The organism is Variovorax sp. FG153 (genome assembly GCF_057809595.1).
In genome coordinates, this window is sequence record NZ_JBMDKG010000016.1 from 1 (window position 1) to 13,453 (window position 13,453).

At 69.1% G+C, this 13,453-nt stretch carries 12 protein-coding genes; 4 read left to right on the forward strand and 8 right to left on the reverse strand.

What is annotated here, in order from left to right; translation table 11 throughout:
- Positions 1–2,874: GLUG motif-containing protein (locus ACODT0_RS18425; RefSeq protein WP_489041934.1), on the reverse strand; the 2,874-nt coding region annotated here is incomplete at its 3' end.
- A gap of 194 nt (positions 2,875–3,068) precedes the next feature.
- Here ACODT0_RS18425 and ACODT0_RS18430 point away from each other — a divergent pair.
- The 3 genes from ACODT0_RS18430 to ACODT0_RS18440 all read left to right on the forward strand — a co-directional run bounded on the left by ACODT0_RS18430 (position 3,069) and on the right by ACODT0_RS18440 (position 5,236).
- Positions 3,069–3,950, forward strand: a complete 882-nt coding sequence (locus ACODT0_RS18430) for a substrate-binding domain-containing protein (RefSeq protein ID WP_413765403.1) — start codon at positions 3,069–3,071, stop codon at positions 3,948–3,950.
- Between the two features lie 97 nt (positions 3,951–4,047).
- Positions 4,048–4,722: a M24 family metallopeptidase gene (locus tag ACODT0_RS18435; protein WP_489041935.1), complete on the forward strand. Its 675-nt coding sequence runs from the start codon at positions 4,048–4,050 to the stop codon at positions 4,720–4,722.
- Between the two features lie 13 nt (positions 4,723–4,735).
- Positions 4,736–5,236, forward strand: coding sequence for a guanylate cyclase (locus tag ACODT0_RS18440; protein WP_489041936.1), 501 nt, complete (start codon positions 4,736–4,738; stop codon positions 5,234–5,236).
- Position 5,237: 1 nt separating this feature from the next.
- Here ACODT0_RS18440 and ACODT0_RS18445 read toward each other — a convergent pair whose 3' ends face one another.
- From ACODT0_RS18445 to ACODT0_RS18475, 7 genes are all read right to left on the reverse strand, one after another.
- A complete protein-coding gene (locus tag ACODT0_RS18445) occupies positions 5,238–7,073 on the reverse strand; it encodes a cytochrome c biogenesis protein DipZ (protein ID WP_489041937.1) in 1,836 nt (611 codons plus the stop codon).
- A 30-nt stretch (positions 7,074–7,103) separates the two neighbouring features.
- Positions 7,104–7,616, reverse strand: a complete 513-nt coding sequence (msrB, locus tag ACODT0_RS18450) for a peptide-methionine (R)-S-oxide reductase MsrB (protein WP_489041938.1) — start codon at positions 7,614–7,616, stop codon at positions 7,104–7,106.
- Between the two features lie 172 nt (positions 7,617–7,788).
- Complete coding sequence (locus tag ACODT0_RS18455; protein ID WP_057593070.1) at positions 7,789–8,613, reverse strand: anti-sigma factor family protein; 825 nt, start codon at positions 8,611–8,613, stop codon at positions 7,789–7,791.
- Entirely contained in the window at positions 8,610–9,173 is a 564-nt protein-coding gene (locus tag ACODT0_RS18460) for an RNA polymerase sigma factor (protein ID WP_057593069.1), read from the reverse strand. Before ACODT0_RS18460 ends, ACODT0_RS18455 begins: the two co-directional genes overlap by 4 nt.
- A 40-nt stretch (positions 9,174–9,213) precedes the next feature.
- A complete protein-coding gene (locus ACODT0_RS18465; RefSeq protein ID WP_489041940.1) occupies positions 9,214–10,701 on the reverse strand; it encodes a YncE family protein in 1,488 nt (495 codons plus the stop codon).
- A gap of 39 nt (positions 10,702–10,740) precedes the next feature.
- Entirely contained in the window at positions 10,741–11,076 is a 336-nt protein-coding gene (locus ACODT0_RS18470) for a DUF305 domain-containing protein (RefSeq protein WP_261213313.1), read from the reverse strand.
- A 190-nt stretch (positions 11,077–11,266) separates the two neighbouring features.
- Positions 11,267–12,220, reverse strand: coding sequence for a LysR family transcriptional regulator (locus ACODT0_RS18475; protein WP_489041941.1), 954 nt, complete (start codon positions 12,218–12,220; stop codon positions 11,267–11,269).
- Positions 12,221–12,305: 85 nt separating this feature from the next.
- Between ACODT0_RS18475 and ACODT0_RS18480 the strand changes: the two genes are divergently transcribed.
- The gene (locus ACODT0_RS18480; protein WP_082321801.1) at positions 12,306–13,430 is read left to right on the forward strand and encodes a YeiH family protein; all 1,125 of its coding nucleotides are present in this window, start codon (positions 12,306–12,308) and stop codon (positions 13,428–13,430) included.
- The last annotated feature ends 23 nt before the right edge of the window (positions 13,431–13,453 follow it).

The following is a 13,453-nucleotide window of genomic DNA, read 5'->3' on the forward strand; positions in this document are numbered from 1 at the left end:
GGCCGCCGCCTCGGCCGCGGCCTGGGCCGCTGCTTCGGCCGCCGCATCGCGGTAGGTGCTGTTGGTGATGGTGCCCGAACCCGTGTTGTTCCCGATCAGGCGACCCGTGGTGTCGTTGCCGTGGATCACCGACCCGGTGGCGTGCGAGTTGTCGATGTCGCCGCCCTGCATGCGGCCCACCAGTCCGCCGGTGAAGTCGTGGTCGGCGCCGCCCGTCACGTTGCCGCTGGCACGCGAGTTGAGGATCGAGCCACCGTCCATCTGCCCGACCAGGCCACCGGCCGCGTAGGAGCCGAACACGTTGCCGCTCGAAAAGGAATCCGTGATGAGGCCCGCGTTGCCGCCGACCAGGCCGCCCGCGATCTCGCCCCTGACGTTGCCCGTGGCATGCGATCCGGAGATGGCGCCGCTGTTCGAACCCGCCAGGCCGCCCACACCCTGACTGACAGGTCCGCCATTCACGTCGCCGGTGGCATAGGAGTTGGTGATACTCGCTGCCGCGCCTCCGTTGTTGCCGACAAGCCCGCCCACGGAAACTCCGGACGCCGTGACGGTACCGCTCGCATGCGATCCGGAGATGGTGCCGGCGTGGTTCCAGCCGACCAGGCCACCGATGTTCTGGGTGCTGTTGTTTGCTTTTACATTGCCGGTGGCGTAGGAATCGACGATCCGGGATGTCTCTGCGTTCTGCCCAACGAGGCCACCGATGCTGGACCTTCCGCCCGTGACGTCACCAGTGGCGTACGAATTCGAGATGAGGGCCGATGGTGTGACGAACAGGCCGGTGTTGTTCAACCCCACCAGCCCGCCGACCGACTCGATGTTGTCGGACACCGTCACATTGCCTGTGGCATGGGAGTCGACGATGGTGCTGTTGATGTTGCTCCCGACCAACCCGCCGACATTCTGGTGACCGATGCTCGAACCGAGGTCGACCAGGACCGACACGTTGCCGGTCGCACTGGAGCGAAGGATCTTGTAGGTTGCTCCCTTGTTGCTTCCTACGAGGCCGCCGAAGTCAGTGAAAGCAGAGCCCGTATAGCGGGACGAAGCGGTCACCGTCGCAGCGGAAAAAGAATCGGAGATGATGCCGTTGCCATTGATGGGAAACCCGGTTTCCATGTCGAAGCTGCCGCCGTTGTATCCCACCAGGCCGCCCACGTTGTTGACGCCGCGCACCGTCCCCGTCACGTAGGTGTGACTGATGCTGCCGCCGATGTTCTCTCCGACCAATCCGCCGACCCGGCCGTAGGCATCGACATTGACGCCGATCAAGCCGATGTCGCGGATCGCGCTGCCGATCTGGGCCGTTCCCACCAGGCCGCTTGCAATGGTCCAGGGGTTGGAGTCCGGCTGCCGGATCGTCAGGTTGCTGATGGTGTGCCCCAGGCCCGCCAGCGTGCCCGACAACTTGGACACCACGGTGTTGTCATAGGTCTTGCCCGACGCATCGAGGTTGCCCGCGAGCGCATAGCGCCCGGCCGCAACACCACCAGCGTCGTCGATCCTCTCCAGATCGCTCATGCTGTTGATCAGCGTGTAGGCCTGCCCGTTCATCGCAAGGGTCGCGTTGGCGCCACTCAGCGTGACCGATGCGCCTTTGCTCATATCGATGCGGTAGTCTCCGCCGCTACCGAAGTTCAGGTTCAACCCTGCGCTTGCGCCCGTCGCCGCGATCGGCGCATCGATGCGCACGTCGTTGGCCGCGGTCAGCGTGAGCGCGGTGTTGGCCGACCAGTTCACGGCCTGTTCGATGTACAGATGGCCATCGGCGCCGTTCCCGCCCGTCGATGAGATCGCCACGTTGTTGCGGCCCAGTTGCCTGCCGAGCTGGGCACCGCTGATGTTCGCGCCAGCGCCGACGGTGAAGGCATCGGAAGCCAGCGTCCATGTGCCGGTGTCGCCGTTCGCGGCCTGGGTCGTGACAACGGCGTCGTCCGACACGCGCACGCTGCGGCCCGAGGTCTCGACGGTTCCGCCGCCGCCGGTCGCGGGCGAGGAAGCATCGAGCGTTCCGCCCACGTCGACCGTGCCGCCATCGGCGCGCAAGGCGATGCGGCCCTTGAGATCGTCCATCGTGCGCGCCTGCACGATGCCGGTGTTGTTGACCTGGCTGCCCAGCAGATCGTCGGCCGCCTTCGCTGTCAGGATCACCGTGCCGCCGTCGGCCTGGATCGCGCCCTTGTTCTCGACCAGCGCGCCGAGCGTGCCTTCGTCGATGCTGAGGCTCACCAGCGAATCGCCATTGAAGTTGAGGCTGATCTTCTCGCCGCTGCCCAGCGCCACCGTGCCCTTGGTGGCGACGATCACGCCCTGGTTCGACACCGAGCGCCCGAGCAGCGCTACATAGCCGCCCTGGGCCGCGGTCAGCGTGCCCATGTTGATGACCGAGCCGCTGCCGCCATTGCCGCGGAAAACGAAGCGCCCGGCATTGAAGTCCGCGTCGCTGATGTCCAGCGTGCTGGCCACGAGGCCGGCCGTGTTCACGCTGCTGCCACGGGTGAAAAGCACGCCATTGGAATTGACCAGGAAGACCTTGCCATTGGCATTGAGCGCGCCCTCGATCACGCTGCGTTCATTGCCCACGACGCGGTTGAGCGTGATCGCCGAGGCATTGGGCTGGTTGAAATTGACGGTTTCGCCGGCGGCGATGCCGAAGCCCTGCCAGTTGATGCTCGCGCGCTGCGTGCTCTGGTCGATCCGCGTCACGCTGCCCATCTGGCCGATGGTGGCACTGCCGCTGGTGACCGTGCCGCCCTGCGGCGCGGCCATTCCCGGGAATGAATAAGAACAAAGCAACGCGTAAATCGCCGCGCATACTTTCGAATTCAATTCGAAGTGGGTTCTTCTGGATTTTTTCGTGAGTCGCTTCATTCTTTCACCTGTCTCGTTATATTTCTGAGAGTATAGCGTCCGTGATTTTTTTGGCGCAATAGAACGTTTTTAGCTCGCATATGACATCAATTCGATGTTCATGCATTACTCGAATGCTATGCAACCTATATGCAGCTCTATATAGCGCTAAAGACTCACGGACAACCATTCATTCAATTCTTCGAGGAGATAACGTGAAAAGACTTCCGGTCAAGAAAATTGCATTGAGCGTGTCGGCATCGGTGCTGATGCTGGGTACATCCGCCACCTGGGCGCAGTCGATCACCGTGGCGGTGGCCGCGAATTTCCAGGGCGCGATGGTCCAGCTCGTCAATGCCTTCGGTGCCTCGGGCCTGCCGTTCTCGGGCAGCAGCTTCACCGTGACCTATGGCGCGACGGGCGATTTCCAGACGGCGATCAACACCGCGCTGGCCGCGCCCGGCGGCACCACGCCCTACGACCTGTTCTTCGCGGCCGACGACACCACGCCGGCCGCCCTGCGCACCGGCCATCCCACCGTGGTGCAGGTGCCGTTCCGCTATGCCGAGGGCAAGTTGATCCTGTGGTCCAAGTACGGTCCGAACGTGAGCACCAGCGGTTCGAGCGGCTTCACCAATCCCGCGAGCTACGCCTACGCGAACGGCCAGGTCGCGATCGCCAACCCGGTCACCGCGCCGTACGGCACCGCCGCGCAGCAGGTGCTCAGCCGCGTCAACGCGATCACCTACCCGGGCGGTGCCTACGACGCCAAGTTCGCGCAGTACACGACCATCGGCACCACCTACACGGCGGTGAATGCGAGCACCAGCGCCACGACCTATCCCAATGTCGGCTTCGTCGCCAAGTCCCAGCTGTGCGACAGCAGCACCGGCGCCATCCGCACGCCGCTGACCGGCACCTACTTCGAGTACACGCCGGCCACGGTCAACGGCAACCCGCCGCATGACCGCCTGCTGCAGGACGCCGTGGCGATCCGCGGCCGCGCGGGCTCGACCAACGCCGCGGTCGACGCCTTCATCGCCTACGTGGGCAGCACGGCCGGTCGCGCGATCATCCTGAAGAACTGCTACATCTAGGGCAGGAGCATCGCCGGCGGTGTTCGATCGGGCATCGCTGTATTTTGTAAGATACAGCGATTGCCCCGATCCAGGCAGACGGATACCGCCGATGACCATGATGCTTCCCGAATTGCTCCGATCCGCCGTCACCGAGGCGGGGTTGCCGTTGGCGGCCCTGCGGCGCGCACGCTCGCTGTCGCAGCGCGCGGTCCGGCAGATCGCGTCCGGCATCCGGCCCGGCATGACGCATGCGCAGGCCACGGCCCTGGCGGCGACGACGCTGCAGGCGCTGGAGATGGAGCGCAACTGGCATCCGGTCGCGATCCGCTTCGGCGAGGACACGCTCAAGACCGCCAGGGACGCATCCGACCCGGGCCGCGTGCTCGGCGAACAGGACATCTTCTTCATCGACATCGGCCCCGTGTGGGAAGGCCACGAGGGCGACGCCGGCGAGACCTTCGTGGTCGGCGGGGATCCCCAGATGGAGGACTGCGCGAGAACCGTGCGAGCGATCTGGCATGAAGTGGGTTCGCGCCTGCGCACCGAGGGCCTCGATGGCGAGACGCTGTATGCGTACGCGACGCAGCGTGCGCAGGCGAGGGGATGGCGCCTCAACCTGGGCCTCCACGGGCACCGTGTCGGCGACTTCCCGCCTGCGATTCCCGCGGCCGGGCGCGATCCGGGACTCTGGGTGCTGGAGATCCAGATCGCGCATCCGACGCGCCCGTTCGGCGCGTTCTACAAGGACCTGCTCATCGCGGACGAAGTGGTGCACGAAGCCATCTGCTAGCGCGGCCCGCCCGATGACGTCCACCCTTCCCACGCCCCCGAGGCGGCGACTCGAAGCCAGCGCGGACACGGTCCTGTCGCTGATCCAGGCGCAGGCCTTCGAACACGCGCTGCGGGCGTTGAATGCGGCGGTTCCGCACCGCTTCACCGCCATCTTCAAGCTGCAGGGCGACGAGGTCAGGAACGTGCTGCTGATCGACAAGCTCGGGCAGCCCCGGGCCGAACGCTTCGCCGTCTTCCCGCTCGCGGACAGCTTCTGCCGGTTCGTGCTGCGCGACGCCTTCCTTCATGTCGAGGACTCCACCCGGGAGGCCCTGCTGGACGGCAGTCCCTACCAGGGCGTGATCCGCGCCTACCACGCCGTCGCGTTGACGCTGCTCGATGCGCGGGTGGTCGGGACGCTGAGCCACTTCGACACCGTGCCGCGCAAGCTCGACGACGGGCATTTCGGCCTGCTCGTGCTGGCCGCCCGCGCGCTTCCCGAATACCTGGTGGACGCGGACATCTGGGACTGATTCAGCCGAAGGTGAAGGCGAAGGCCTCCACGCCCGGATCGAGGAACTCGATCTCGAAGCGCCGGTCGGCCACCGCGCCGCGCTGGCGCACCAGCTGGTAGAGACGCTGGCCGTCGACCACGCCCTTGCCCTGCGCGTCGATGTCGATGCCGTGGTCCTCGCCCGGCGGCTTGCCGTCGATGGTCACCTTGATGCGCACGGGATGTCCCGGCGCCGTCGATCCGAGCACCAGGTGCAGGTCGCGCGCATGGAAGCGGTAGGCGATGCGCCCCCGCGCCTTGTCGAGCACCGCGCTTTGCCCGCCCACGGTCCAGTTGCCGCCGAGCGCCCACTGGTTGGCCTCGAGCCGGGACGGTGCCGTGTAGGCGTGCGCCTTGCCACGGACCGGACCACCGGGCGAGACGAAGTTCTCGGCGCGTTCGTAGCCGATGTAGGTCTCGGGCGATCTCACGTTCGCGCTGTCCGCCGCGGCCTGCGCACCCTGCGCCTCGACCTGGACGAGGCCGCCCGGCATCGTGCCCCGGCCCGCTTCGGCCAGCAGCTGCCGGATCACCTGCTCCGACTCGTCGTAGGCACCTTCGCCGAAGTGGTGATGGCGGATGCGTCCCCGCGCGTCGATGAAGTAGTGCGCGGGCCAGTACTCGTTCTTGAAGGCGCGCCAGATCGCATAGTCGTTGTCGACCGCCACCGGGTAGTCGAGCTTCAGGTCCTTCACGGCCTTGCGCACGTTGTCGAGCTTCTTCTCGAACGCGAACTCCGGTGCATGCACGCCGATCACCACCAGGCCCTCGTCCTTGTACTTCTCGGCCCAGGCGCGCACGTAGGGCAGGGCGCGCAGGCAGTTGATGCACGAGTAGGTCCAGAAGTCGACCAGCACCACCTTGCCGCGCAGGGCCTCCATGCTCAGCGGCGGCGAGTTGAGCCATTGCACGGCGCCGTCGAGCGAGGGGGCGGGACCTTCGGCCGGCAGCGCCGAGGCGGATGTGCCTTCGGCCCGCATCGCGGCGTTCGCGGCCATCATCGCGTTGGAGCCCGCCATCATCACGGTGGAATCGGGCCCGGTCGTCGCCAGCGGCGCTTCATCGCCGGACGGCGCGGCCTCCCTGGGCCGCACCCTGTCGATCAGCGCCTGCTCGACCGACGAGGTGCCCGCCAGCGAGAGCTGCGCCAGCACACCGGTGTCCAGCCCCAGCGCGATCGCCGCCACGCCGCACAGCAGGGCCGCGCCGATGCCGCGGCGGATCCATTCGCTCGTGCCCAGCGACTGCTTCATGGCCTTGAACAGGCGCCCGCCCGCCAGCAGCGCGCCAGCCAGCGAAGTGGCGGCGCCCGCCGCATAGGCCAGCAGCAGCAGCGAGGTCCGGACGCTGGCACCGCCGAGCGCGGCGCCGGTCAGCACCAGCCCGAGGATCGGGCCCGCGCAGGGCGCCCACAGCAGGCCCGTGGCGACGCCGAGCAGCAGGGAGGTGCCGAAGGCGGAGCGCGGCGCGCCGTCAGCGCCGGCCTCGGCCGAGGCGGACAGCCGCTCGCCCCAGCCCACGAGCGGCCGCGCGAGCCGCTCGGACAGCCCCGGCAGCAGCAGCGCCAGGCCGAACAGCGCCATCAGCACGATCGCGACCATGCGCCCGTACTGGTTCGCCTGCACGGCCCAGCCGCCGCCGACCGCGGCGAGCGAGGCCACGCCGGCGAAGGTCAGCGCCATGCCGATCAGCAGCGGCAGCCCGTTGCTCGTGAACGGCCGGTCGCCGCGCGCGAACACGAAGGGCAGCACCGGCAGGATGCAGGGGCTCAGGATGGTCAGGACCCCGCCCAGGTAGGCGACGACGAACAGCAGCATGGTGGAGGGCCAGGGTGCGGGGAATCGGGATCAGGCGGCGCCGGGCGCGAACTTCATCGCCAGGCCGTTCATGCAATAGCGCAGGCCCGTGGGCTTGGGGCCATCGACGAACACATGGCCCAGGTGGCCGCCGCAACGGCGGCAGTGCACCGAGGTGCGCGTCATGCCGAAGGAGCTGTCGCTCTTCTCGCCGACGGCATTCGGCAGCGGCTGCCAGAAGCTGGGCCACCCGGTCTTGCTGTCGAACTTCGTCTTCGAGGAGAAGAGCTCCAGCGCGCAGCCCGCGCAGGCGAAGCGGCCCTCCCGGTGTTCGTCGTTGAGCGGGCTGCTGTAGGGCCGCTCGGTCCCGTCCTGCCGCAGCACCGCGTACTGGTTCGGCGTGAGCAGCTTGCGCCATTCGGCGTCGGTTCGGGTGACCTCGAACTTGGCCGGTTCCGCGGCGTGCGTGGCGCCGGAGTGCCAGCCCCAGGCAGCGGCCACCGCGGCCGCCAGTGTCGAGGCCGAGGCCCCGAGGAAGAAACGACGATCCGGACGATGGGTCATGACAACTCCTGGACGATGAGCGGCGGATGCCGCCCTCGATATGTACTCGTGAATATAACGAAGCAGATGCGGGGCGCCAGGTTGGCGCAACGCCGCCGCTTCGAACGCTAGTTCAGTTGCCAGGGGCAAATGGTTACGCCCCCGGGCATCCACTTCGCCCGGCCGCCCGGGCCTACCCCTTGAGTTCTTCGCCGATCTGGCGCCGCATCTCGTCGGCCAGCGGATGCAGCACGTTCGCCTCGTTCGCCCCCACCACGCCATAGCCCAGCCCGCGGTCGGCCCAGGCATAGCCCGCGTGCGGGCCGTCGATCCGCTTCATGGTCGGCGTGTCCTGGTCGACGGCCATCGGCCGCACCATCAGCGCGAGCCGCGTGGCCCGCGCATCCTGGTAGATGAAGAGGCCGGCCGGGCCGTGCTCGGTCATGACCAGGCGGCCGCCCACGAAGCCGTAGCCCGCGGCCGCGAGATCGGGGATCGCGACCTGGCGTCCCAGGCGCGACGAGACCCAGCCGACGAGCTCCGCGCGCTGCGCGGGACCCATCTCCACGGGCCGGCTGGCGTCGGAGGCATAGGTCTCGTAGCCGCGCGCCGCTTCGCGCCCCAGCGCGAAGATGCCGCCGGCCTCGTTCGCCTGCACCCCGCGCAGCGACCATCCCGCGCCGCCGCCCACGCCGAGCGCGAGCACCAGCGCCGCGGCCATGCCCCACGGCCATCGGCGCGAAGGCGTGCGCCCGACATCGCGCGCCTGCCGGTCGTGCTCCGCCACCATGCGCGCGAGATTGAGCGACGGCGGCAGCGGCTCCTCGGCGATGGGCGCCAGCGCCTCGCGCAGTTCGCGCCGGTGCCGCGCATGGGCCTCGACCTCGCGTGCCGCCTCGGCATGCTGCCGCAGGTAGTCCTGCACCTGGGCATGGCGGCGCGGGTCGAGCACGCCGTCGACGTAGGCATGCAGGTCTTCTTCGAGGATGGGGCGGGCGTCGGGTGGATCGACGTTCATTTGAGTCTCCGCAGGTGGGGGCGTGCCGAATGCTCGGCATGCGACGGATCGGCCGGTGGCATGGCCTCGACGCCGTCGAGCATGCGATGCAGCCGCTGGCGCGCGCGGGCCAGGCGCGACATGACGGTGCCCACCGGAATGCCGAGCGCCGCGGCGGCTTCGGCATAGGACAGGTCCTCCACGGCGACCAGCAGCAGTACCGCGCGCTGGTCTTCCGAGAGTCCGTCGATCGCGCGCATCAGCTCGTGATGCCGCACGCGATGCTCCTGCTGCGCGGGCATGCCCAGCGCCTCTTCGTCGATCTTGTCGATCTCGTCGATGGCCAGGTGCAGGCCGCGGCGCGACTGCTGGCGCATGCGCTGCACCGCGAGGTTGTGCAGGATCGCGAAGACCCAGGACCGCGTGTCCTCGGCCTCGCGCCGCTGGGCCCAGCGCGCGATCACGCGCTCCAGGCAGTCCTGCACCAGTTCGTCGGCCGATTCGCGGTCCCGCAGCAGCGCGCGCGCATAGCGCCGCAGGGCGGGAATCATCGGCTCGACGAGCAGGATCAGGTCGCTCATGGATGCGCGTGGCGGTGGATCGCGAAAGGGCCCGGCGCCATCAGAGGTCCTGGACCTGCACCGGGGCCGCGGGCCTGCCGCCGACCTGCGGCGCGATCACCAGGTAGCGCCGAGTATCGCCCGCGGCGCCGTCCTTCACCTGCTGGCGGATCGGCCCGATGGCATTCACGATGGCGGCGCCCGCCGGGTTGGTCATGAAGCTGGCGAGCGGCTGCAGCGTGCCGCTGCCGTCGGGCTTGTCGGCCAGCGCGAGCACATAGGGCTGCTTCGGCTCCAGGCCGGTGGCCGAAGCCTGCAGCACCTGCAGCAGGCCCTGGTCGAAGAGGGCCACGCTGGTGGGCGCGCCAGCCGCGGCCGCCTGCCTGCGCGGCCCGGCCGCCACCAGCGAGAGATGGGCGACCTGGCCCGCCAGTCCCGGCGGCTGCAGGCCCTGCATGCCGTCGCCCGCATCGGCCGGCACCGCGTTCGGCACATAGGCGATCGCCTGCGGCGCCTGGCCGATGGGCACGTTCGCGACCACGGTGTGGGTGGCCGTGTCGATCGCGGCCAGCGCATCGGCGTTCTCGAGTCCCACGTAGATGCGCTTGCCGTCGCCCGAGGGCCACACGCCGTGCGGCAGCTTGCCGACGGGAATGGTCGCGACCTGCGAGAAGTCGTCGGTGCGGAACACCTTGACCTGGTTGAGGCCGCCCACGGTCACGTAGGCGAAGCTGCCCTTGGCGGTGGTGGCGAAGTTCACGTGGTTGGTGATCGGCCCCGTGTCGAAGGCCTTGATCGGCGCGAACGGCGGCTTCGCATCGAACACCATCGTGCGGCCGATGTCCTTGAGCGTGAGCCAGACCTGCTTGCCGTCGGGCGTGGCGGCGATATTGGGGCAGAACGGGCTGTCCTGCTTCATGCGGCCCACGACCTGCTTGCTGGCCGTGTCGATCACCACGGTCTCGGGATTGAACGAGGAGCAGATGTAGCCGTACTTGCCGTCGGGCGAGAAGATCTGCATGCCCGGGCCGTTGGGCGTGGCGATGCGCGTCTTCTCCTCGAAGGTGGCGGCGTCGAGCACCGCCACATGGCTCTCGCCGCGCACCGTGACCCACACCTCCTTGCCGTCGGGCGTGTAGAAGGCCTCGTGCGGCGAGCGGCCCACGTAGGTGGTGTGCTTCACCGCATTGGTCGCGGTGTCGATGAAGCTCACCGAGTTCGAGCCGATCGACACCACCGCGAGCGTGCGGTGGTCGGGCGAGAAGCCCATGCCGTGCACCAGCACCTGGCCGCGGTACAGCGGACTGAAGTTGCCGGGCGCCGGATCGCCGAGGCGGATCACGCCCAGCAACCTGTTGTCGACGGGATCGGTGACCGACACCGTGTTGGAGAACTGCTCGGCCGCGTACACGCGGTCGCGGTGGCTCATGGGGATGTCGGCCTCGGCGGCGGCGCGCGGCGCCTGGCCGGCCTGCGCGCAGGCGGCCGAGGCCAGCAGCGCGAGGGCCGTCAGCCAGCGGGGGAAGCGGGGGGAGGGGCGGTTCTTCATGCGTGCTCCAGGAAAAAGATGGCGTGGGCCCGGCGTCCCTCAGGGACGAACGGGCTGCGTGGGTGCGGGCGTGGAAGGCGGCAGCGGCTGGTCGAGCGCCAGGCGCATGGCGGCGATCTCCTGCTGCTGCTCGACGATGATTTCCTGCGCGATGCGGCGCAGCTGCTCGTTGCCGCCGTGGCGCAGCTCGGCCTGCGCCATGTCGATCGCGCCCTGGTGGTGCGCGATCATCATCTCGGCGAAGTCGCGGTCGACGTTGCCCGAGGGCTTGATGTCCATGCCGGCCATCATCCGGGCCATGGCCGCGTCGTTCTCGGCGGCGAATCCCGCCTGCGCCGGATCGCGGGAGCTGCAGACGTCCATCAGCCGGGCCATCAGGCCGGCATCGCCCGCCATGCCGGGCGATGGCCCGCGCAGGGCGCCGAAGGCGGCCGCCGCGCCCGCGAGGGCCACGGCGCCGAGGGCCAGGACGCGGGCTCGCCGCGGGCGGAAGGAAGGGGTCGTCTGCATCGTTCGTCCTCGAAGAAGAGGGGCTGTTGCAGACGTAGACGCCGCCGCGCGCGGCTTATTCCATGCGATGCGATATTTCTTCGGGCCCGCCTTCGGCCATCTCCGACGCCACGCAGTGCGCCACGAAACGCTGCAGGTTGCCCGACAGCCGCTTGCGGGCGTGGTGCACGAGGTAGAAACGGCGCGCGAGTTTCGGCAGATCGGTCTTCAGCACGACCAGGCGGCCCAGCGTGACCAGGTCCTCGACCGCGCAGCGCGACAGGCAGGCCAGGCCCAGGCCCTCGACCGCGGCCTGCTTGATCGCCTCGGTGCTGCCGAACTGCATCTCCTCGCGCAGATGGTGCAGCTTCGGCAGCAGCGCCTGCTCGACGGTCTCGCGCGTGCCCGAGCCGACTTCGCGCAGCAGCCAGGACGCCTGGCGCAAGGCCTCGAGCGGCACGCCCGCGCCGCTCCCCGCGGGTGGCGGCGCGCTCGAGGGCGCGCAGACGATCACGAGCTCGTCCTCGAGCCAGGGTTGCACGCGCAGGTCCGGTTCGTGGCAGGGCCCTTCGATCAGGCCGATGTCCACGTCGAGCCGCGCCACGGCCGCCGCGACCTCGCGCGTGTTGCCGATCCGCACGTCCACGCTGACGGCCGGCCAGGTGCGCCGGTAGCTCGCCACCAGCGCGGGCAGCAGGTAGTTGCCGATCGTGGTGCTGGCGCCGACCCGCAGCCGGATCGCCGGTGCCTCCACGGTGCCGCCCACCGGCCCCATGCCGAACTGGGCCTCGATGTCCTGGACGTCGTCGAGCGCCGCCCGCGCGAGCGGCAGCAGTGCCCGCCCCACGTCGTTGAGCACCAGCCGCTTGCCGACCCGGTCGAACAGCCGGGAGGACAGCAGCCCCTCGAGTTCGTTGAGCGCGCCGCTGATGGCGGACTGGGACAGCGCGATGCGGGCCCCGGCCGCCGTCGTGGTGCCCGTTTCCGCGACGGCGATGAAGATCTGGAGTTGGCGCAAGGTCAGGCGCATGGGCCTCTTTATATCTGTTCGACAGATTGTTTATAGCGAAACTATCTGTTTGCCGGTTATGCAAGCGGCGGCCAAAGTTCGCTTCATGCCTCCCGAAGCCGACCTCCTGGCGCGTTCCGCCAGCACCGCATCTCCCCCGTCGCATTCCGCCGCGAGCACCGGCAGTCCGCCCTGGCGCGCCTGGCTGCCCGGCCTGGCGTTGACCGCCGCCATCGCGGCGCTCGCGATGCAACTGGGTCGGCAGGACTGGTTCCAGGCCCGCGGCATCAGCGCCCTCACGCTCGCGATCGTGCTGGGCATGCTGGTCGGCAACACGGTCTACGGGCGTGTCGCGCCTGTCGCCGCCGCCGGCGTGGGGCTCTCCAAGACCCGCCTGCTGCGGCTGGGCATCGTCCTGTACGGCGTGCGGCTGACCTTCCAGGACATCGGCAACGTGGGCTGGGCCGGCTTCGCGATCGACGCGCTGGTGCTGTGCAGCACCTTCGGCATCGCCTGCGTCCTCGGCACGCGCGTCTTCGGCCTCGACCCGAAGACCGCCATGCTGATCGGCGCCGGCAGCTCGATCTGCGGCGCCGCCGCGGTGATGGCCACCGAGCCCGTGGTGCGCGGGAAGGCGGAGCAGGTCGCCGTGGCCGTGGCGACGGTCGTCGTGTTCGGCACCGTGGCCATCTTCCTCTACCCGATGCTCTACCGGCTCGAAGCCGTGCATGCCCTGGTGCCGATGACGCAGTCCGGCTACGGGCTGTTCGTCGGCTCGACGGTCCACGAGGTGGCGCAGGTCGTGGCCGCCGGACGGGCCGTCGGCGAGCAGGCCGCCGACACGGCCGTGATCGCGAAGATGGTCCGCGTCATGATGCTGGCGCCGTTCCTCATCGTCCTCTCGGCGTGGCTCTCGCGCCGCCCGGGCGGGTCCGACATGGCCGGCACCCAGGGCACGAGCGGCATCGTCATTCCGTGGTTCGCGCTCGGCTTCGTCGCGGTGGCCGGTTTCAACTCGCTCGCGCTGCTGCCGCCCGCGGCCATCGACCGGATCGTCGACATCGACACGGTCCTGCTCTCGATGGCCATGGCCGGCCTCGGCCTCACGACCCACGTGTCGGCGATCCGCAAGGCGGGCGCCAGGCCCCTGGCGCTGGCGGCGCTCCTGTTCGCCTGGCTCGTGGTCGGCGGCCTCGCGATCAACGCGGGCGTGGCACGGCTCTGGAGCTGAGCCGCGGCGCGGCGCGCTTCCGA